The organism is Legionella sp. PATHC035, assembly GCF_026191115.1.
GTDB lineage: Bacteria > Pseudomonadota > Gammaproteobacteria > Legionellales > Legionellaceae > Legionella.
The window spans coordinates 324,807-345,523 of sequence record NZ_JAPHOT010000001.1 but is presented as its reverse complement, the minus strand read 5'-3'; the positions used below and the strand labels follow the sequence as shown (position 1 = coordinate 345,523).

Sequence of the window (20,717 nt, the reverse complement as noted above, 5' to 3'; positions counted from 1 at the left end):
AATTCATCTGACTCGCTTTTCTGTATTAAGAATATATTGACAAAATAAATCTGTATGAGCTTAAATGAGGAATTTCAAACGGAGTGGCCTTAAGTTGAGCGCAAATTATATAGAAAAAACACCGCAGGGAGTAAGTACAAGTCTGGTGACGGCGTATTTTATTTTTTTCCTCGCGGCATCATTTTATTTGTATGAATTCATTCTACAGGTAGCCCCTAGCGTCATGGCAGAGTCGATGATGAAAACCTTTGGGGTTACAGGTCAAGGATTTGGGGTTATCTCCGCATTTTATTTTTATGCCTACGCACCCACTCAAATACCCGCAGGTGTGTTATTCGATCGTTATGGTCCCCGAAAATTAATGACTTTTGCCATTATCCTGTGTGCTCTTGGGTCTGCATTTTTTGCTTCAACTGACAGTGTGTTCACTGCATGTATCGGAAGATTCTTAATTGGAATTGGCTCAGCATTTTCTTTTATTGGGGTATTGGTTCTTTTATCACGTTGGTTTCCGCCTCATTATTTCGCCATTTTGGCTGGGATCGCCCAATTGATGAGTTCAGTGGGTGCCATGTTTGGTGAAATGCCCCTGGCATATCTAATTCAGGGGGTTGGCTGGCGTAATGCAAGCTTTATTCTGTCGATTATTGGCTTTATTCTGGCCGCATTCTTTTGGTTGTATATCCGAGACTATCCACATCAGAAAAGCCAAGCAGTCCCTGAGCATTACCTGCGTGATGAATGGAAAAGACTTATGGCGGTGTGCAAACACAGTTATACCTGGATAATAGGCGGGTATGCGTTCACAATATGGGCACCCATTGCTGTCTTCGCAGCACTTTGGGGTGTTCCGTATTTACAAGAAAAATTCCAGATAAGCGTGGTTGCCGCTTCGGGACTATGCAGTATGATTTGGATTGGAATCGGTGTGGGGAGCCCCTTATTAGGATGGTTCAGTGATCGTATTCAAAGTCGACGCATCGCGCTCATTATCAGTGCCATTTTAGGTTTGTTTGCGACATTGGTTTTATTGTATTTGCCTGGATTATCTTATGGATGGACCCCATTTATTCTGTTCGTATTAGGTTTAGGCGCAGGTGGGCAAACGGTAAGTTTTGCTGTAGTTAAAGAAAATAATCCACCAGAGCTTGTTGGTACTGCCTCAGGTTTCAATAATCTTTCCGTAGTGCTAGGTGGTGCCTTATTTCAGCCTTTAGTAGGGTACATATTACAGCATACCAACTTATGGCATTTGGTTAATGGAGTGCATGTGTACAGTATTTCAAGTTACCAAATCGCTTTAATGGTGATGCCAATATGCTTTTTAGCAAGTTTGCTCATTGCAAGTTTCGTGTTAAAAGAGTCACATCCAGCACATAAGAAACATTAATTTTAAATCACCCTAGAGTTCACCTTTTGAAAGGTGAACTTTAAAGGATTCTTCAAGTATGGTGGCGCATTTATTCCGAGTTTAGCGGCTACAATTAGAATATAACTTAAAAAAAATATATAAAAAAAACTTATTACTCCAGAAATATTGCATTAGGCGAGTTGTCATTTTAAATGAATAAAAATGAAAATTGATTATTAAACACTTCGTTTCAAAATACTAATTTTAGCGGCGGTATACTCCGCTAAAATTTCTAAAAACCTTTGGAAGCCTTTCCTAGTGCATCGACCAGAGAAGTTGAGACATCATCATGAGATGAAGAATGGCTAAAAATACTCAAAGAAGAGTGAGGTGTATTTGCGTTTTTCTGGAATGCTCCCTCTCCAGAATCATGGAGTACTTCATTGTCTCTACCAGAAGATTTATCTGTACTTAACTGAGTGAAGGGTTGCATTAAAACAGCAGGGACCTCAGTAAAATGGGTACTGGGACCGAACATAGGGTTCCCTCTACAGAGAATAAGTGGCTTCTCTTCTGGCAATAAAGGAATAATACCGATAATCGTATTTTCCTCATGCTCGCCACTGAGAATTTTTACAGTATCACACTCCAGGCCTAAGTTTGTAAAGGTGGCTAAATTAATTGTGGTCTGGTCAGTTAGCTTTTTTGCATGTTGAATTATTTCTTCCTTAACATGTGTTTTAAAACTGGCAAAAAGGGCAGATCCCCCTACTTTATCCAAGGTATTACTTTCGTTTAATATAGTTAATATCTCTACGGAAAGTTTTGCTGAAGGGGTATCTAAAAAGAACTCTTTGTTATTATTATACTCCGCACTAGAATGAGATAGATATGCAGGATTTTTACCAAAATGAAAAAAGCACATTCCTCCTGTTATTTCATCATAGACAATCACTGAGCCAAAACGAGAAGTGCCACCATAATTTTGCATTTCTGAACGTTCAGGTGAGAAAAGGGTGAGCGTCGGAGGGACACTATGATAGTAGCCTACAGGCAAGACCCAAAGGTGGTTACATCTAGGCAAGGCTAATGTTTCTAAAATAGAAAGACCCACAATCCTAAATACAGTTCCTTCTGATAAACTAGATTTATAAATGTCTTGATACTCCAAAATTAATTTTTGCTTTTCCTCTGAAGATTTAGCCCAACTGCTGCGCGTCGAATATTTTTCACTTTCAATTTTATTGAACATTACACGTTCCTATTAAATCAGAATTGATGACTAATACATCTGGTGGTTAAAAAGTTTATATTAAATCCATAAGGTGGTCAATTTGTATCAAAGAAGGCGAGAATGAATTAGATGGTTGGGATTTTATTGGTTATTTCAAATTTCATAATTTCTTTATTCCAATAATTAATGGTTCCTGCATAACTCATTCCGCATTTGATTAATACATTTTGGGAAGAAGCATTTTCTGGATGGACTACAGCGATTAGTTTTTGCATATTAAGCTTTCGAAAAACAAATTGAATTAGAGCGATAGTGATTTCTGTAGCATACCCTTTGCCCCAGTATTGAGGTAATAAAGCATAAGCGAGTTCAACCTCTGATTGCTGGTCATCATAATTGAAATAAATCAGTCCAGCTCGACCGATAAACTCATCGGAATCTTTTATATAAACAGTGCCAAGGCTAAATTGATGTTTTTGAAAGTGATGAATGGCCTTCTCCAATCCAACCATGACTTCATCTTTATCACGTTGCCCATGACCTATAAAACGCATCACTTGAGAATTTGATTGCAGTCTGTAGAGATTATCAAAATCATTCAGAGAGGGTCCGCAAATAATTAATCGTGTAGTTGTTAAAAATGGGGTCATTAAATTTTTTTTAGAGCAAGATAGTTATATTTGAAGAGTATACATTGGAACTGTTAATTAGATTCAATTATGCATCCAAAATATAGGGAAAACAAAGCACAAAAATAATTACAGAAACTGTAACATCAATTGATGTAACTCTAGAGCATCATTTCAAACATAAACTCACTAAATTATGACTTAAATTAAGGGCAGTCAGACTACGCTTACTGCTTTTTTATTCCATTCAAAAGACAGAATTAAAACAGGATGCAAGTTGGTTGAGATGTATATAGCTGGTTTTCAAGCAAGGAAGCACATTGATTAATTAAGCGTAAAATCATCTGTTGTTTACTTTTAGTAGGGGTAAAGCTAAAAAAGCGCAAATTACTGCCAGAGTTATTATCGACAGCATGTTGCATACCTTCCTTGAAATCGTGCATCATCCCCGTAACAATTTCTTTAAAATAACAAGTTTTGATGCCTTTTTCTGAGTTTGTGCCACTAAGAAAAGCCAGCATATCACCTACATCGTCTTTGATCCTATCAATGTCTTTTTCTGAAATAGGAGTTCTTAGTGCATCACTCTCATCATAAGAAGTAATCAAATAGGAAGCTGCCAATACAGAACTCTCTAGTACGTCGGGTTCGTGTGGCAGTGTAAATTCAAGTTGGTTATGCCGGGTATAGAAATAAAGCACTTCATACAATTGTAATAATAAGATACCGATACTGGCTTCCTTTTCGTGTGGATCGGAGATTTGAGGCAATGCATCAAGCGCAAATACAGTGATGAGATGTATTACTTTTAGAGGATTTACTGAGTCCAAATGTATCGTTCTTGCTGTTAGGTAGTCGTTGAATAAATCTTGCGCTTCATTTTTGATTAATTCTCTGTCAGCTTCCAGAAAGCGTTTGCATACTAACCTGCCGTGATGATTGGTAAAACGGAGCAAATAGTGCAGTATCTCATTCGGCAAATTATCAAACGGACTTATAGAGGCGGATGTTAACATGGTAGTCGTTTTCATTTTAGACCATCGTTCACTAATTATTACCGTTTTAAGTGGAAAATACTACCATGCTGAATAGTAATTATGCATTTATTATCATGGTAGCAAGCGTGGGTACTGCCCTTAAAATCAAGCCAAATTTTGATTAAAATATTTTTCAGCAAGACCAGGATTAAGTCTGGAAAATTGGTTTCTCCGTCCCATTAGCTAGCATTCAAATTGATCTAATAATTCAATCTGTTCATTAAGATTTATCAGCAGATTTTGCCAATATACAGGCGTATTAAACCATGGAAAACTCAAAGGGAATGCGGGATCGGCCCAGCGTTTTGCAATCCATCCTGAATAATGCAGCATGCGTAGTGTACGCAATGCCTCGATTAAATGGCGCTCACGCGGGTTAAAATCATGAAATTTACAATAACCCTCTAAAATCTTCTCCAGTTGCAAATCCATTTGCTTGGGTTCACCTGAAAGTAACATCCAAATATCCTGTATCGCAGGGCCCATGAGGCAATCGTCTAAGTCAACGATATGGGGACCTGATTTACTCCATAACACATTTCCTGCATGGCAATCGCCGTGCAAGCGTATTTGATCAATATCGCCTGTAGACTTAAATATCTGATGTACTTTCTCTAATGCTGTTTCCACTGTTTTGCAAAAATTTGAGGTTAAGTAGTCAGGAATAAAACTTTGTTCCATGAGAAATTGGTATGGATCATGGCCATAACTTTGGGGATTTAATTGGATGCGATGGTGAAATGACTGGCTTGCACTAACTCTATGCAAGCGCCCTATAAAGCGTCCCATCCATTCGAGGTGTTCACTATTATCCAATTCGAGTGCGTGGCCGCTGCGCCTGGGAAAGAGTGCGAATCTGAAATCATGATGATGGTGTAAGGTTCGGTCATTGATAATAAGGGGGGCAATAATGGGAATTTCATGTTCTTCTAATTCAAGTGCGAATTGATGTTCCTCTAAAATAGCTGCTGAACACCAGCGATTCGGTCTATAAAATTTAGCAATGAGAGGCTCGTCATTTTCTATTCCTATTTGATAAACGCGGTTTTCATAGCTATTGAGTGCGACCAGGCTGCCCGTGCAAACAACCCCCGTGCTTTCAATGGCATCCAAAATGGTAATGGGATCGAGTTGTGCATAGGGTGTTTGGTTCTCGTGATTCAAGAGGTAATTCTCTGATGGATAAGTATAGGGATGTATTATACAGAATCTATGGCAGCAAGCGTAGGTCAACCTCTTAAAAGTTACCAATGCTTAATGGTGTCATGTCAATGGGGTCAGGCCTTGAATTATGATTTTAATTAACTTATAATTGAAGCTTTAAATTTAAAGCTCGACTGAATAAATTACAATCACTCTGGCCTTAGTAAAGGCAGTTAAAAATCAAGTGAGATCACGGCAAGGCTTTACCTACCAGTATTTGTCTCTTGTAATGTAATCAGAGTTTAAATATGCTCCAATAAAAAGGTTTAACAATGAGAATGAAAGAAGATTCATCGTCTCAGGAGACGATTCAGGAAATCAATGAAGTCATCGAAGATTCACTGGCGTCTGTTGAGCGAGCCGCGCGTATGGCACGAAGAACTCGAGAACTAGGGGCAGATACTGTAGAGGCCTTAGAGGGGCAATCAAAAAAAATTCAAAGAATAGAGGAAATTACAGAAAATATACAAAAAAGGCTGAACAGGCAGAAGAAAGTATATTAAACATAAAAACTTATGGCTTATCTCGCTTTTTTCCTCCCATGCCTGATTTTTTTAAACACCCCTTCAGACGCAAGTCAAAAGATGAACCACCAAGACACTCAACTCTGACTCAATCTATTAAGCAGGGACTGCCAAGACATCATGAGCCCAAACATAAACCCCACTATGATGAACCAGTTGATAGAACTTTACTGGATGAAAAACATGAGGCGCTTTTAGATAAGACCAATGAGGGGCTTGAAGAGTTAGGTGAAATTGTCAAGGATTTAAATCAATTGGCAAGGGAGCAAGGCAAAGAATTAACCTGGCAGAATGAACATCTAAACCAGCTTAAACCAAAGATAGAAGAGGCAACAGAGTCATTACATTATGAAACTCGGCGTGCTGGAATGTTATAGAATTCATTACCGTACCAATGGAACAGGCCTTGAATTGTGAATTTAATTAACTTTTCACAATTCACAATTCAAGGCCTGACCCTGTATCTACCTATATGTTTTTCATACCCCCCTTTTGCTGATTGGCTTCCTCTTTTTGCCGCTCCCTTTGTATAAGCTCAGAGACACAACCAACATATTTATCTCTTAGTTCTCGAGCATGGGTTACTTCAACCAAGTCATTTACCTGTTCAGTTGTAGGAAATGTCCTTTTTTCTTGTATAAAATAATTAGAAACATAGCGTTGTGATTCTTGCTTCGTTATGCTTTCCAAATGTGTTGCCATTTCCGCTTGCGACCTCTTCACTGTACCTTCACAAGCGATGCCCTTAAAGTCAACTAATTCATCCTTTTCAATTGGAGACATATCTCTAATTGGATTGTCTGTCTCGGTTACTTTTTCGATGTGCTTAACGAATTTCGCTGTGGAATTTGCCTTCATTATTTCTTCACGCATCTCAGGATATTTATCCCACTCCCCACCACCCAAAGAACAAGAAATTGCTAGTGCTTCATCATTACCCATCCTACGAATAAATGAATTAGCCATATTTTGATAGTATTCCTTTATGTCAGCGATTATTTTTTCATCAAGCTCCATGCCATTTTCAAACATAATAGCTACTTTAGAGTCATATTTTTTTTTGATTAGATCTGATATTCCTTTGTCAGTTCTCTCTTCAAGACATGATTCAAAGGCTTTATCTATAAGATATTTCTTTATAATGTCAGTTGGCTCTTTAGAGACACTATAAGGCATGGGCTTTACCATATAAACCTCTCCTTTAGTAGAATTTCCATCAGGAAAATCCACATAGCCCATCCAGGGGAACCAAGTTTCCTTGCTATAGCTATTTTGGCCGGTAGACGTGTAAAAAGGATACAGTACCGATGAATTTCCTTTGATTAATGTAATTGTTCGTGCCTGAGTTTTATAAGAATGAATGTCACCATCTTTAAACGTATACATAAACTCTCCCTAGTTTGATATATTTTACTGTTTAAATTATAGGCATAAACTTAATGGGTGGGATTTTAATCCAAAAAATGCTGTAGATGACAACAGTTTTCAATTTAATAAGTTAAGAACATTAATGGTCAGGCCTTGAATTGTGAATTTAATTAACTGTTAATGAAAAATTGACAATTCAAGGCATCACCTTATACGAAACTCACATTTTCTTTGCTTGCTAACCGCTCAATAGAGAGTGAGTTGAATTTGAGAGGGCAATTGCCCTCTAAGATATTATGCAGACTGGTTCAGATTCATCCTGGTCTTTTGGTTTATCTGCTACTTTTGCTTTGCTAATTTCTCCAACAGCCGGATAAGAAAAAAGAATGCCAGTATCATGGCCATCTAATAATACCGTCATTGAGCATACCGGATCTTCAACCTTACCAAAATAATTACCTAGAGCTTCGCTTCCCACTGCTTTACAACGAAGTTTATTCATCGCCTCGGCATAGTCATTCGTATCCTTCGAATTTGCTGTGGCGAGATATTCTCTTGTGGGCCAAAACAAAGGATAAAAATCAAAATATCCTTGCATGAGTATCAGATTGCCTTCATTGCTGTTGGGGCTTCTATAATAATCCAAGAGTGGCATTACCAAGGTTTGAACATCTTTTGTAAGTAATGGTGAGCGAAAATCAGCTATAACCAACATGACATTGTTTCGGAGCAAATCAGTAATCGGATCTTTTATTATCGCAGCCAACGAACTATCAAAATTCATTCTTAAATATTTTTTATCGTCAGTATTAACACTAGCAGTCTTCACATGTTGATGACGGCCTGTTACACGGATCACTAATTCCAATTCATCATCATTTGCCAGGTGATAGGTATCGGTGCACTTTGATTTCAATAACTTAGCGTCATCTTGATTCGCATTCTTTGTATTGAGCTTATAAATATGAGAATCCTTAGGTGATACATAATAAAGATCATCGTTGTATAAAATTACAGCATTTTCAGATCCTAAAATCTTATCCATATTTGTGGTAAAGCTGGATTTTGTCGGATCAGTAGAGACTTTAAGGAGGCCGCAGGGATGGTCGCCTGGATAGTGCGTATCAATGTTTATAATTAAGTGTTTGTTTTCTGAATCAAAAACCATATTTTGGGCATAGGAGTCACGTGGATTTGGCCCTGATCCAATGGTGATAATGACTTGTTTGACGTCAGAACCAACATTGTTTAAATAGCTCAACAGTTGCGATCTGAGATTGATATCCACTTTCTCTGCTCGAATTAAACTATACATATTGACACCAATAATTATTGCCCATGTATTGTGTGAAAATTATACATCACAGGGGTTCGTTTTTCCAATTGACAACCAAAGCACAACATTTCTAACTTAATAAACTCTGATAAAAAACAAGTTAATGGGGGCAGGCCTTGAGTTGTGAAGAAATTGGGGAATATTTTCGTTTGCATTATACAAGTGTGAGTAAAATAGTCAAAAAATTACGACTATAGTTTTAAAAATTCACAATTCAAGCTCAGACTTCGTAAGTCACTATAAGTTTCTTGTGGCAAAAATAACCTATTAGAAGTTTTAAATCCTAGCATTTTCTAGGTCTTTTGTTACGTGTTTTCTTAATAGCTATTAAATGTTGAGCTGTTCTTAAATCAATACTGGAGGTTAAATATTCCCATACAAGTCAATTAGTCTATCCATTGAGTCCACGCTCCCAAGATAAATAAGGAAGGGCAAAATGAACACTAATTTTAATTTTTAAAGATGCTTTTATGCCAATACAATAGCTCTTAATGTTCCTGCGAATGCAGGGGGTAAATTAGCATTCTGGCCTGGGGTGGGGATGTATGAAAGTGCCGGTTCAAGATAGATATTATTTATTATTTTTGCTTGATAATAAATTTGATACATCAATTCAGAGGAGCGATCAGTAATGCGCTGATTGAGCCAAGCAAGCGAAAAACCAGCCCCTAATGAGTCACCGTCACGATGCGCAATAAGGCCAAATAAAGTAAGGCCAGCCCCTACAGATTGTTTCATAGGGAGCACACTGGAGTTATTGATTCCGTATTGATAAAACGCAGAAATCCCGCTGGTATCATATCCAGGGTGGCGGTACCATAAACGTTGCGAACCAAATAGATAAGCGCCTGTTGCTTCCATTTCAGTAAGATTGTGTTGTCGAATTAAGCCAGTTTGGTGCCATACACCTAGTCCAGCAGTCCCAGGTAAATGCTTTTTTCCTAAAACCCAAACACCACCCATTTCACTCACCTGAAAATACCTTCCATTAAATGTCGGTCCGGTTAAGCCGGTTTGTTTGCCACTGGCTAAGTTGCCATCATATATCCCATAGGACAGATACCATTGAGGGATTGGGGCCAAAGTCATAGTAATGCCGTATGCAGTATTCGTATAACCGGGCATGATGCCATCTACTTCAGGATTAATAAAAATAGGCGTATAAATTAAACTGGTCACTGCAGGAATGTTCGGTGCGTCAGAACTAAGTGGAGCGGGCTTAATGACGTTATTAAAATCAAGTGTCGTTATGGTTTTTCCAATTCGGACAAATAATTTTTTGTCGAAAAGTTCCTGGCGATACCAAAGGGCATAAAGTTCAGAACGGTTAAAAGGATAAACATCAGGTAATGAGTTATATCCTTGTATAATTCCCGCTTGTGCATTGGTATTCTGAGCATTTTGTTGCAAAAATTGAGCACTAAACAACCCACCATCCCATCCGGTAAACTGTCCCATATCCACGGTAAGATCGACTAAAAGAACACTGTTGGATGTCACTAGGTCCGCATCAGGAATTCCACCAGAGAACAATCTGTTGGTGTCACCAATCCAGGCTCCTTGAAGCATAATTCCATGATTATTTTGAATACCTAGCTTATTTTCTAAATAACGTTGGAGTACTCCAGAGCCGGTAGTTACATTAACTGCGGCAGGGTTGGAACTAATACTGGAGTTGTTTGCAATTTGTTGGTGTTCTGATTTCGTTGGCTTTGTAGGTGGTTTTTTTAATGTCTGTGCTGTAACCGGGTTATGGAGACCCGTTAGGAGAATAAGTAAGGTAAAAAATAATAATCGGATCATGATTTTTTTCTTTCAAAAGCATAGACATACAAATCTTTCTCTACATCTTTAACTATATATTTTTCTAAAGCAAGCCCAATCGCTTGATATTGACAAAGAATACCTAACTCGATACCGTTAAATGGAAACTGCTGATGCAGACAAGGACGTTATCTCAAAAAACAATAACCTATTAAGGCTGACATGGAGCGGGACTATGGCTGTGGACTATAAATTATTTTTACTTGTTGGCGCAGTTTGTTTCAATATACTGAATACTGGTGCGGCTTTGGCTCAAGATAATTCAATCAATTCAGTAGGAAAAACAAAAAAATGTTTTCCATATATTGAAAAACTCCCTGAGCAAAAACTTATGGCTGCTCCGCTAGAGCGTGACAACTTAGCACATAAAACCTATATTCTTCCTGCAACCCCTGCAACGACACAATGGGGTGTATACAATAATCATCAACCCCCGGTTTTAACCATTAATCCAGGTGACAGTATTTCTATAGAAACTATGGCTGCTTCAGATAACCAAGTCGTACCTGGTACGCCTATTGAAGAAGTTGTCCGTATGAATAATGCAGTACCTGGGAGAGGCCCCCATACTATTACAGGACCCGTCTATATCCAAGGCGCGGAACCTGGTGATGTGCTCAAAATTCATTTTAATAAAATTCTGCCACGAAGCTATGCATCGAATAATAATGTTCCTGGAAAAGGATTATTCCCAGAAGAATTCCCCGAGGGACAAATTAAGTATTTTTATCTGGATGTAAAAAAGATGCAGATGCAATTTGCGCCGGGAATTGTCATTCCACTTGCGCCATTTCCGGGCTTAATTGCCGTAGCACATGAACAATCTGGAGATTTTGACACGATTCCACCGGGCCCTTTTGGTGGAAATATGGATTTACGTGAAATGAAAGAGGGCACCACATTGTACTTACCGGTATTCGTCAAAGGGGGGCTCCTGTGGACAGGTGATTCGCATGCAGGGCAGGGGAATGGCGAGATCAATCTCACTGCAATTGAAACCGCATATGAAGAGTTTAATATTACAGTGGATTTGCTGAAACACACCCCATTGAGCTGGCCACGTGTCGAAACGCCTGATGCTTGGATCGCAGTAGGTTATGATGCGGATTTGAATAAGGCTCTGGATATTCTTAAAGGAGAAACGATTCAATTGATTATGGATCAACGTAAAGTATCTCGCCAACAAGCTGAGCAAATTATGTTTGCAACCTGGAATTGTCCTATTTCAGAAGTGGTTAATGGAGTAAAAGGTGTTTATTGTATGGTTCCAAAACAGTCTGAAAAACAAACTCCGTTCCCATTGCCTAACACAGATACGCCCACTCAATACGTTACTTATGCAAAGGATAATAATATTGAAAATGCAATGAAAAAAGCTTCTTTGACGATGCTTAATCGAATTGCTGCTGAGAAAAAATTAACTCGCCTTGATACCTACTCCTTACTTAGTCTTACTATGGATTGTCGCATGGCACCCTATAAAACCGGGGAAAAGGAAGTTCACTGTATGTTAGATAAAAATTTGTGGATTTCTTAAGATATATATTGCGATCAACAGGAAAACGGAAACCCAGGATTAAAAACTGGGTCCTTATCCCGCAATTGAGCCGGCCCACTAGATGCTGTTATCACTGTCTGCTTTATTTTCTTCCATAATTGCATGTTGACTAGGGAAGAACGTTAAACCTATAAATATTAAAAATAGGAATTGAATTGCATTACAATAAAGTCCGAAATGCAGATTATTGTGATATTTATAGAAAAAATTAGCTAACTCTGTTCCTATCGCACCTACGACCATAACACATAAACTAACCAAAGCCGACGCAGTGCCTTTACTTACAGGCGTTACAAAAAGACAGTATCTGTTTAGAGGCGCATTAATCACACTGAGCGCAAAAAAATAGATAATTGTTCCAGGGAGCAAATGGTAATAGGCATTACCATAGAGGTATGGAAGCAATGAAGTTAAAATGGCCCCTATAACCATAAGAATACAGCCCCAAAAAATGATTTGTTTAATTGTGTATTTGTAAGTTAATTGATGTAAAAACCAATTACCCAAAATGGTTGCACCAAATACAGGAAGTTGCCAAAGGCCATATTGAATGACCGTAAGTTTTGCCTCAGCAATTAAAATAATAGGGGCTAAAGCAATCCAAGCAATACATGGGATACCTACGGTACCTGCGGCCAAGGTTCCAAACACAAATGCCTTATTGGTAAATAAATCCTTATAGTTTCGTAATACCTTATTTGCTGAGAACTTGGTTTTTGGTGTTAGCTCTCCATTTTTTTTTGTTTGGCCAATCGGTTCAGGCATGTATTTCCATAATCCCCATAATGCAACAAGAGCCCCCAGGGCTATGGTTACGAAAATATAACGCCAGGAAGTGTAATGAATCACTATAGCTCCCATCAGGGGGCCTAATAGGGGCGCAAGAATTGCAACGTTTGCCATAATCGAGATTAAACGAATGGCATCCATTCTTCAAATATCTCTTGAATGGTCGCATAACCTATGACACCAATAAAGCATAATCCCATACCTTGAAAAAAACGTGCGACTAGGAATTGATACATTGAATTGGAGCTGGCAATAAATAAAGTAAAAATAAAAAATAGAAAGGCACCAAGTAGCATCATGGGCCTGCGTCCATAACTATCGGATATAGGACCTAAGAAAACTTGCAAGCTTGCGCCTCCAAGAATATAAACACTTAAAGAAGTTGCTACCGCTGATTCAGGCGCATTAAAAGACTGAACCACATGAATCATCCCCGGCATGATCATATCGTTGGCTATATAAGTTAAAAACTCATACATGACAAAAAAACAGGTAAATATTAAAGCGTGTCTTTTTGTTATAGGAATAAGGGGGTCAGTCATAGCAAGAGCCCTTGTTGTTTAATTTTTTCTTTAAATGTTCTGTCTTGTAATTTTGTGGCTAAATTTTATATACTCTTTTGATGCTCAATATTTGTGAAACGATCTTTATGAAATGGTATTTTTTTGGCAAAGATAATGGCAATCCTGGAATTAATGAACATTTAATGATCTACATTCTTAGTCTACTCGATCCTATTTCGCAGTTCAAGGCATCTCTGGTAAACCATACATGAAAAGAGATGGTTGAGTTAACTCAGAAATATATGAATTTATTACCAACAATACATCGCATACCGCTGCTTTCAAAAGTGGGGTTGGATGTGCTGAGATTAAAATTACTATCTGGTGGAATGACCAACACAGTGTACAGAGTACAAATTGGTCCTAATATTCCTAAATTGCTTGCCAAAATCCCTGGAATCAATCCGAAGCTCGTTGAGCGTAGCCAATTCAAACGATGGGTATTACGAATTCCTGGGGAGGTGTCCTCATTTTCAATATCTCGTGAGCACGAAGCAGAAAATGCGCGCAAAGCATCCGTCTTGGGACTTAATGTACCCATAAAACACTTTGATCCTGATGGATTACAATTGATGGAGTATATTGAAAACGCTCATGATTTAAACAAAGAAACATTAGAGCGCATCGACATATTGAATACTCTAGCAAGGATGGCCAAAACACTGCATACGTCGGAACGTTTTGACAATGACACAGCCGTTTTCGAACGTAACGAACAGTTATTGGAGCAGCTAAAAAATAAAAGTTTTGTTGTTCCCGAGAATACAGACTTTATAGTAGAACAGATGATTGCATTGAAGAACTTATTTTCTTCGTATCACGTTGAGATGAGTCCATGTCATAATGATTCGACACCTTTAAATTATATGATGGCATTTTCTGGGCCAAAGAAGGAGGAAGTGTTTTATCAAATTGATTGGGAGTATTCTGGTAATAACGACTTTATGTGGGATCTTGTTTATTTTGCAATTGAAGCAAAACTGAGCAAAGAGCAAGAATTAATTTTTTTAAAAGCATACTTTGGAGATCAAGAACTTACACAGTCGATATTGGCCTGGTTTACTGCTTATAAACCGGTAGTCGAATGGTGGATAACCCTTTGGTCATGGACCCAATTGGCAAATAACGCGAAATCTGTGAGTGAGGAAGAGTATGCAAAACTAGGAACAGAACGCTTTGCAAAAACTTTAGAACATTTACAGAGCGATGATTTTCGGAATGCACTTGATATGATTCATGCGGATAAGTTGCTGCCCTCGTTTAATGGTCACAGGGCTTTTACAATCTAATGGTAGTTTGCGTACAGCGCTTACCCTCATCCCGAGCGCAACGAATGGGCTGCGCTCTTGGATCACGGTCTTACAATGGAGATCGTCACTGCGTTCGGATAGACAGGGGTGCGCTACACTTAACTGACAACTCATTTTATGACATATGACTTAAAAATTCTTGCAGATGTTTTTTATCCTGCTCAGATCTTAAATAAGTTTTTAGCAACTCCAATAAACGATGATATTCATCCTGTTGGAGGACGCCACGCATGAGCTCAAACCGTAAAAAAACACAATAGGTATTGAGCACATCCGTTTCACAATAATCGCGAATACTTTTTATTTGGCCTAACAAATACTGTTCCCACACTTTGGAACCACTCATCCCCATTTTTCCAGGAAATCCCAGCATACTGGATATTTCGTCCAATGGAGCAAACGCTTTATTTTGATATCCTGCAATCACATCCATGAGATCAAGATGTCGATAATGAAAACGGCTTAAGTAATTATTCCAACGAAAATTTTGTTGATTTTCTCCAGTTTCCCAATAGGTGGGTGCGCTAATGCCATGCAACATGGAACGATAATGCAAAACCGGTAAATCAAACCCGCTACCATTCCAGCTCACTAGTGTTGGCGTATGTTTGTCGATTCCAGCAAAAAAACGGGTGATTAATTCCTTTTCATCAGAGGCTTCATCACCTAACGACCATACTTTTATTTGTGACCCATGACTCATCACCAAAGAAATAGCACAAATTTTTTGTAAATAATGCGGTAAGAAATCGTTACCTACTTTAGCGCGGCGCAATGCAAACATTGCTTCTGCGGTGTCTTCATCAGACAGACCGTGTAAATCATATAAATTACGGGCTGTTTCAATATCAGGAATTGTTTCTATATCAAATACAAGAATGGTCATCGGTTTCGCTTTGTTTTACTGTAAATAAACCCCTATCTTAGCACGGGGTAGGGTGAGGAAATAGTAGGTTTTACAATTCGGCCTCTTGTCCGGTCATTTCGGGGGCAGCGAGGGATCTTCACGCTGTAGCACTCGGGATACCGAGGAGGTACTTCGGCCTCTAAAATCATTCCATTTTCGCTCATTTAAATGAATGCATGCAACAGCTAATTTATGGAACAGCATATCTGCAGTTCATCATGACTATAATTCAAGCGTAGATTGTAGTTATCAAATTTGTTAAAATGTTCATTTTTCAGGTTTGGTTGCTCATGGACGCTTTGTTGCACATTTTTAAGAAATTACGAACATTCTTTGTTTTAATATTTGCTTTAATTCTTACTGCGTGTGTTAGTCATCCTCCTGCGGATGTTAATAATCTTTGTAATATATTTAGGCAATATCCTCAATGGTATCGAGATGCTAAGGATGTGGAACGCCGATGGAAAGTTCCAATTCCAGTACAAATGGCAATCATCCATCAAGAATCGAAATTTAACGCACGAGCACGACCACCTCGTCAGAAGCTCTTTTGTATTATTCCTTGGAAAAGACCTTCATCAGCTTATGGATATACCCAAGCACTGCATGGAACTTGGAATCACTACAAACAAAGTTGTGGTGGATGGTTCGCTTCACGGGATGATTTTGCTGATGGTGTGGATTTTATTGGATGGTACGCCAATGAAGCGTATAAAAGAGCGAGGGTACCCCGAACAGATGCGTATTTACTTTATTTGGCCTATCATGAAGGTATAGGTGGTTATCAACGTAAAACTTATTTGAAAAAATCATGGTTAATACCCGTTGCTCGCAAAGTGAAAGCGCGCTCACAACTTTATGCAATGCAGCTAAATTCGTGTAGAAAATATTAGAATTAAACTATTGGTGCTAATGTTTTCCTGGATTTGTGACGTAGATGCTTAGGGTAAATTTGAATTTATATGGTTTAATAAGTAATAATATATTCAGTAATTAACACTGATATAGATCACTAAGGAGTTTTTAATGCGATTAATGCTTTTGGGTGGGCCGGGTGCAGGAAAGGGAACCCAGGCTTTGCGTTTGATTGAACGTTATCAAATTCCGCAAATCTCCACAGGTGATATGCTGCGTGCTGCTATTGCGCAAGGAACTCCTTTGGGACTCAGTGCCAAAAAGATTATGGAAACGGGAGGATTGGTTTCCGATGACATTATTATTGGGCTAGTCAAAGAACGTTTAAAAAAGAGCGATTGTGCCAATGGTTTTCTATTTGATGGTTTTCCTAGAACAATTGTACAGGCAGATGCTTTGAAGCAAGCAGAAATTTATTTAGACCATGTTATTGAAATTGATGTTGATGATGAAGAAATCATTAAGCGTATCAGTGGAAGACGTATCCATCAGCCATCTGGTCGTGTTTATCATATCGAAAATCATCCGCCAAAACGAGATGGAATAGATGATGTAACAGGCGAAACTTTAATTCAACGTGAAGATGACAAAGAAGAAACGGTAAGAAAACGTTTGGAAGTTTATCGTAATCAAACAGCGCCTTTAGTTCATTACTATAAGTCTTGGGCTGAGAGTGGCACCCATGGTGCTCCTGAGTTCCATAGTATCAGTGGAGCTGGAGATGTGGATGATGTGTTCCAAAAAATTGTTAACTCAATTGAAGCTAAGGAAGAGATATGACCAGCCTGAATATAACCAGCTCTGAATTTGAATCTTTAATTAATGAAAATCAAATTGTATTCATTGATTTTTGGGCAGACTGGTGTGCACCATGTAAACAATTTTCCAAGGTTTATGAGCAAGTGGCTGAGCAGTTTCCAAGTATAAAATTTGCAAAAGTAAATATTGAAGCAGAACAACAATTGTCGGATTTCTTTGAAATCCGCTCTATCCCTCATCTGATGGTATTCAAGGAAGGAATTGTGATTTATTCAAATGCTGGCAGTATGCCAGCTTCAACGCTTAAAGAATTGGTCGAACAAGCAGTGGCTGTTGATGTCAGTGCAATAAAAGAGGAGCTTCAGCAGAAGGATAAGAAGTAACCTTTGATAAGTAATTTGCCAATTCTTTTTTGCCTGTTTCATCAATGATTAGATCAAGTTTTGTGCGGCGTTTGAGTATATCATCACAATTTTGTGCCCATTCTTCTAAAATCAGATAGTCTACTTCTACTTGATAGAGATAGGTACAATATTTTTTTCCTAAGGATTCTTTGCTATTACAGGAGGAAAGGAATAATTCCATGCGACTTCCATAAGTATTCAAATAACGATTAAATAAGCCTGTATCCATCCATTTATATTTTTCTTTTGCATAATGAACGTACTGCTCAAAATTCATTTGTTCAAAAGAGGCTCCTGGTAATGGGGTTGATGCGGTGATCGAAGGTCCCATTCGTGGAAATGTTTGCAGGAGTTGATTGATAACCTCTTCTGCTAATTGCCGGTACGTAGTAATTTTCCCGCCATAAATGGTGACACTGGGTGCGGGTTTGAGATGGACTTCATATGAATAATCACGGCTCAAAGATTTGGCTTCTTTGTTTTCGTCAGCGAGCAAGGCTCTGACACCACTCCAAGTATAAATAATATCTTGTGCGGATATCTTGCTTTTAAGGTACGAATTAACCAGATCAATTAAATAGTGAACTTCTTCATCACTGATGCTCGCATTACCTGGGTTACCAGCGAAGGGAATATCAGTGGTACCTATCATGCTAAATCCGTGGTATGGAATAACAAAAATAACCCGATTGTCTTGATGTTGTAACAAATAGGCATGATTGCCCTCATAAATTTGAGGAACAATAATGTGGCTTCCCTTAATTAAACTGATTTTTTGTCGATCGGGTATCTGGGTGAGTTTCTCCACCGATTTAACCCACGGGCCAGCTGCATTAATTACTGATCTGGCATAGAGGGTATAGCTTGGACCCACTTTAGGTTGAACGGTTAATTGCCATAAATTGTTCACAACTTCAATATGAATCACTGTAGAGTGGGGTCGTATGCTTGCTCCATGATTTTTTGCTTGGATTGCATTAACAATGGTTAAGCGAGCATCATCAGTTACCGCATCATAGAATAGGAACCCCATATCTAATTGATGAATCAAAGGGTCAAAATATTCAATTTTGTTTTTTCTATAAATTGTTTTACATTTTGGTAAACGATTTTTGCTACTTAAATGGTCATAAATAAAAAGACCTAAACGCAAAAACCAAGCGGGTCGCATATGCTTTTCATAAGGTAGAACCAAGGCTTGGGGATGAACTAAATGGGGCGCCAAATCAAGAAGCCGTTGTCTTTCGGTGATTGCTTTTTTAACCATACCAAATTCATAATTTTCTAAATATCTAAACCCACCGTGAATTAGTTTTGTGCTGCTTGAAGAGGTTTTAGAGGCTAGATCATCTTGCTCCAAAAGTACTACAGATAATCCTCTTAATGACGCATCTGCAGCACAACCACAGCCATTGATGCCGCCGCCAATGATTGCAACATCAAAAACCGAATTCATATTTTGGTCTCCATAAAAAAAGTATACACTTACAATATACACATAATAGTTGGCACAAGGAACTCTGCAACAATGAATTATTTGCTGGCGATCGATCAAGGAACGAGCAGTACCCGTGCCATGATATATACTGTTCATGGCGAATTAGTTATTTCCAGTCAATATCCAATCACTCAACATTATCCGCAAACCGGATGGGTGGAGCATGATCCAGAAGAAATATGGCAAAAAACTCTGACCGCCATGCGTGATGTTCTCTCTCGAGTTCCTGTGGAGCAAATAGTGTCTTGTGGCGTAACCAACCAAAGGGAAACAACCGTAATCTGGAACAAAAGAACTGGAGATTGTCTTGCGCCGGCTATTGTTTGGCAAGATCGCAGAACCGCTGAATACTGCAAAACACTAATCGTTGATGAATCGATGATTCAAGAGAAGACGGGTTTAATTCCTGATCCTTATTTTTCAGCGACAAAGCTCAAATGGCTTTTGGATAATAATCCTGAAGCAAAAAAATTAGCAGATAAGGGGGATTTAGCTTTTGGCACTATTGATAGCTTTCTTATCTGGCGTTTAACCAGGGAGCATTTGCATCTAACTGATGTGACTAATGCATCAAGGACTATGCTTTTCAATATTAAGGAAGAGCAATGGGATTGGGATTTGCTCGAATATTTTAGAATCCCTGAATCCGTTTTACCCAAAGTCTGTGCTAGTGATAGTCATTTTGGCCTGATAGATAAAAAGTGGTTGGGTATTGAACTTCCGATTACTGGAGTTGCTGGCGATCAGCAAGCCGCATTAATTGGTCAGGTCTGCTTCAAGATTGGCATGATAAAAGCCACTTTTGGAACCGGTGCATTTCTATTGCTTAATACCGGAAGTAAGGCGGTTTTATCGCAGCATAAGCTTTTGACAACCATAGCCTATAAGATACATGGAAAAACGGTTTATGGATTAGAAGGCAGCATTTATCATGCGGGTACTACTGTAAAGTGGTTACGCGATTCTATGAAACTGATTACTCATGCTGATGAAACCGAAACCTTAGCAAATTCATTAAAAGGAAATGACGGTGTTTATTTAGTTTCAGCCTTTACAGGTTTAGGCGCTCCCCATTGGTTATCTGTACCTGGAGCGTCCATGGTCGGTTTAAGCTTATCCAGCAGCAGAGCTCATTTTGCCAGAGCTGCGTTAGAGGGCGTTTGCTACCAAACGCGCGAAGTATGTCTTTGTATGCGAGAAGACAGTCAATTGGATTTGTCCTTACTGCGTGTTGATGGCGGAATGGCTGTCAATCAATGGTTCTTACAATTTTTAGCCGATCAATGTCAACTGCAAATACAAAAACCTAAAGATATCGAGACCACGGCTAAGGGCGCAGCGATGTTGGCTGCTTTAGGATGTGGTGTTTTTAATTCTTTAGATGAACTCAATGCAATTTGGAGTGTGGAACAAGAATTTATTCCGCAAAGAGCTTTAGAGCAAGTAGAAATGGATTATCGGGGCTGGCGCCAGGCATTGCAAAAAGCAAAGGGATAGTTAAACACTCT

General features: G+C 38.6%; 17 protein-coding genes and 2 pseudogenes. 9 read left to right on the top strand and 10 right to left on the bottom strand.

The window, feature by feature from the left end; translation table 11 throughout:
* The first annotated feature begins 64 nt into the window (after positions 1 to 64).
* Positions 65 to 1,390 carry an MFS transporter gene (locus tag OQJ13_RS01525; RefSeq protein ID WP_265708692.1) on the top strand — a complete coding sequence of 442 codons (1,326 nt, stop codon included), beginning with the start codon at positions 65 to 67 and terminating at the stop codon, positions 1,388 to 1,390.
* A gap of 253 nt (positions 1,391 to 1,643) precedes the next feature.
* Here the strand turns inward: OQJ13_RS01525 and OQJ13_RS01520 are convergent, their stop codons facing one another.
* The 4 genes from OQJ13_RS01520 to OQJ13_RS01505 form a co-directional block, all read right to left on the bottom strand.
* Positions 1,644 to 2,603: a hypothetical protein gene (locus OQJ13_RS01520; RefSeq protein WP_265708691.1), complete on the bottom strand. Its 960-nt coding sequence runs from the start codon at positions 2,601 to 2,603 to the stop codon at positions 1,644 to 1,646.
* A gap of 107 nt (positions 2,604 to 2,710) precedes the next feature.
* Positions 2,711 to 3,235 carry a GNAT family N-acetyltransferase gene (locus OQJ13_RS01515; RefSeq protein ID WP_265708690.1) on the bottom strand — a complete coding sequence of 175 codons (525 nt, stop codon included), beginning with the start codon at positions 3,233 to 3,235 and terminating at the stop codon, positions 2,711 to 2,713.
* Between the two features lie 239 nt (positions 3,236 to 3,474).
* Positions 3,475 to 4,245, bottom strand: a complete 771-nt coding sequence (locus OQJ13_RS01510; RefSeq protein WP_265708689.1) for a hypothetical protein — start codon at positions 4,243 to 4,245, stop codon at positions 3,475 to 3,477.
* A 189-nt stretch (positions 4,246 to 4,434) separates the two neighbouring features.
* Complete coding sequence (locus OQJ13_RS01505; RefSeq protein WP_265708687.1) at positions 4,435 to 5,415, bottom strand: serine/threonine protein kinase; 981 nt, start codon at positions 5,413 to 5,415, stop codon at positions 4,435 to 4,437.
* A gap of 311 nt (positions 5,416 to 5,726) precedes the next feature.
* On the opposite strand from OQJ13_RS01505, the gene OQJ13_RS01500 reads away from it, so the two are divergent.
* Both OQJ13_RS01500 and OQJ13_RS01495 read left to right on the top strand, forming a co-directional pair.
* Positions 5,727 to 5,957: a hypothetical protein gene (locus tag OQJ13_RS01500; RefSeq protein ID WP_265708686.1), complete on the top strand. Its 231-nt coding sequence runs from the start codon at positions 5,727 to 5,729 to the stop codon at positions 5,955 to 5,957.
* A gap of 38 nt (positions 5,958 to 5,995) precedes the next feature.
* Positions 5,996 to 6,355, top strand: coding sequence for a hypothetical protein (locus OQJ13_RS01495; RefSeq protein ID WP_265708683.1), 360 nt, complete (start codon positions 5,996 to 5,998; stop codon positions 6,353 to 6,355).
* 91 nt (positions 6,356 to 6,446) lie between these two features.
* On the opposite strand, the gene OQJ13_RS01490 is transcribed toward OQJ13_RS01495, so the two are convergent.
* The 3 genes from OQJ13_RS01490 to OQJ13_RS01480 form a co-directional block, all read right to left on the bottom strand.
* On the bottom strand, positions 6,447 to 7,364 hold the full coding sequence (locus OQJ13_RS01490) for a hypothetical protein (protein WP_265708682.1): 918 nt from the start codon (positions 7,362 to 7,364) through the stop codon (positions 6,447 to 6,449).
* Between the two features lie 268 nt (positions 7,365 to 7,632).
* A complete protein-coding gene (locus OQJ13_RS01485) occupies positions 7,633 to 8,661 on the bottom strand; it encodes a hypothetical protein (protein ID WP_265708681.1) in 1,029 nt (342 codons plus the stop codon).
* A gap of 489 nt (positions 8,662 to 9,150) precedes the next feature.
* Positions 9,151 to 10,485: a carbohydrate porin gene (locus tag OQJ13_RS01480; protein WP_265708680.1), complete on the bottom strand. Its 1,335-nt coding sequence runs from the start codon at positions 10,483 to 10,485 to the stop codon at positions 9,151 to 9,153.
* Between the two features lie 196 nt (positions 10,486 to 10,681).
* On the opposite strand from OQJ13_RS01480, the gene OQJ13_RS01475 reads away from it, so the two are divergent.
* On the top strand, positions 10,682 to 12,043 hold the full coding sequence (locus OQJ13_RS01475) for an acetamidase/formamidase family protein (protein ID WP_265708679.1): 1,362 nt from the start codon (positions 10,682 to 10,684) through the stop codon (positions 12,041 to 12,043).
* 78 nt (positions 12,044 to 12,121) lie between these two features.
* On the opposite strand, the pseudogene OQJ13_RS01470 reads toward OQJ13_RS01475, so the two are convergent.
* Positions 12,122 to 13,395 (bottom strand): annotated as a pseudogene (locus OQJ13_RS01470) (MFS transporter).
* Positions 13,396 to 13,502: 107 nt separating this feature from the next.
* Here OQJ13_RS01470 and OQJ13_RS01460 point away from each other — a divergent pair.
* Positions 13,503 to 14,705, top strand: a pseudogene (locus OQJ13_RS01460) (phosphotransferase).
* Positions 14,706 to 14,841: 136 nt separating this feature from the next.
* On the opposite strand, the gene OQJ13_RS01455 reads toward OQJ13_RS01460, so the two are convergent.
* Complete coding sequence (locus OQJ13_RS01455) at positions 14,842 to 15,612, bottom strand: 3'-5' exonuclease (protein ID WP_265708675.1); 771 nt, start codon at positions 15,610 to 15,612, stop codon at positions 14,842 to 14,844.
* 311 nt (positions 15,613 to 15,923) lie between these two features.
* Here OQJ13_RS01455 and OQJ13_RS01450 point away from each other — a divergent pair, with 311 nt between their 5' ends.
* The 3 genes from OQJ13_RS01450 (at position 15,924) to OQJ13_RS01440 (ending at position 17,690) form a co-directional block, all read left to right on the top strand.
* Positions 15,924 to 16,526, top strand: coding sequence for a transglycosylase SLT domain-containing protein (locus OQJ13_RS01450; RefSeq protein WP_265708674.1), 603 nt, complete (start codon positions 15,924 to 15,926; stop codon positions 16,524 to 16,526).
* 133 nt (positions 16,527 to 16,659) lie between these two features.
* A complete protein-coding gene (gene adk / locus OQJ13_RS01445; RefSeq protein ID WP_265708672.1) occupies positions 16,660 to 17,328 on the top strand; it encodes an adenylate kinase in 669 nt (222 codons plus the stop codon).
* A complete protein-coding gene (locus OQJ13_RS01440; RefSeq protein WP_265708671.1) occupies positions 17,325 to 17,690 on the top strand; it encodes a thioredoxin family protein in 366 nt (121 codons plus the stop codon). Before adk ends, OQJ13_RS01440 begins: the two co-directional genes overlap by 4 nt.
* Here the strand turns inward: OQJ13_RS01440 and glpD are convergent.
* Positions 17,647 to 19,167 (bottom strand): glycerol-3-phosphate dehydrogenase, encoded by a 1,521-nt coding sequence (gene glpD / locus OQJ13_RS01435; RefSeq protein WP_265708669.1) that lies wholly within the window; start codon positions 19,165 to 19,167, stop codon positions 17,647 to 17,649. The two genes, OQJ13_RS01440 and glpD, sit on opposite strands and share 44 nt — an antisense overlap.
* A 72-nt stretch (positions 19,168 to 19,239) precedes the next feature.
* On the opposite strand from glpD, the gene glpK reads away from it, so the two are divergent.
* On the top strand, positions 19,240 to 20,706 hold the full coding sequence (glpK, locus tag OQJ13_RS01430; RefSeq protein WP_265708668.1) for a glycerol kinase GlpK: 1,467 nt from the start codon (positions 19,240 to 19,242) through the stop codon (positions 20,704 to 20,706).
* Positions 20,707 to 20,717: the final 11 nt, after the last annotated feature.

Coding starts and splice junctions, on each gene's coding strand:
- OQJ13_RS01525 (WP_265708692.1), top strand. CDS start 65: ATGAGGAATTTCAAACGGAGTGGCCTTAAGTTGAGCGCAAATTATATA.
- OQJ13_RS01520 (WP_265708691.1), bottom strand. CDS start 2,603: ATGTTCAATAAAATTGAAAGTGAAAAATATTCGACGCGCAGCAGTTGG.
- OQJ13_RS01515 (WP_265708690.1), bottom strand. CDS start 3,235: ATGACCCCATTTTTAACAACTACACGATTAATTATTTGCGGACCCTCT.
- OQJ13_RS01510 (WP_265708689.1), bottom strand. CDS start 4,245: ATGAAAACGACTACCATGTTAACATCCGCCTCTATAAGTCCGTTTGAT.
- OQJ13_RS01500 (WP_265708686.1), top strand. CDS start 5,727: ATGAGAATGAAAGAAGATTCATCGTCTCAGGAGACGATTCAGGAAATC.
- OQJ13_RS01495 (WP_265708683.1), top strand. CDS start 5,996: ATGCCTGATTTTTTTAAACACCCCTTCAGACGCAAGTCAAAAGATGAA.
- OQJ13_RS01490 (WP_265708682.1), bottom strand. CDS start 7,364: ATGTATACGTTTAAAGATGGTGACATTCATTCTTATAAAACTCAGGCA.
- OQJ13_RS01485 (WP_265708681.1), bottom strand. CDS start 8,661: ATGTATAGTTTAATTCGAGCAGAGAAAGTGGATATCAATCTCAGATCG.
- OQJ13_RS01480 (WP_265708680.1), bottom strand. CDS start 10,485: ATGATCCGATTATTATTTTTTACCTTACTTATTCTCCTAACGGGTCTC.
- OQJ13_RS01475 (WP_265708679.1), top strand. CDS start 10,682: ATGGCTGTGGACTATAAATTATTTTTACTTGTTGGCGCAGTTTGTTTC.
- OQJ13_RS01455 (WP_265708675.1), bottom strand. CDS start 15,612: ATGACCATTCTTGTATTTGATATAGAAACAATTCCTGATATTGAAACA.
- OQJ13_RS01450 (WP_265708674.1), top strand. CDS start 15,924: ATGGACGCTTTGTTGCACATTTTTAAGAAATTACGAACATTCTTTGTT.
- adk (WP_265708672.1), top strand. CDS start 16,660: ATGCGATTAATGCTTTTGGGTGGGCCGGGTGCAGGAAAGGGAACCCAG.
- OQJ13_RS01440 (WP_265708671.1), top strand. CDS start 17,325: ATGACCAGCCTGAATATAACCAGCTCTGAATTTGAATCTTTAATTAAT.
- glpD (WP_265708669.1), bottom strand. CDS start 19,167: ATGAATTCGGTTTTTGATGTTGCAATCATTGGCGGCGGCATCAATGGC.
- glpK (WP_265708668.1), top strand. CDS start 19,240: ATGAATTATTTGCTGGCGATCGATCAAGGAACGAGCAGTACCCGTGCC.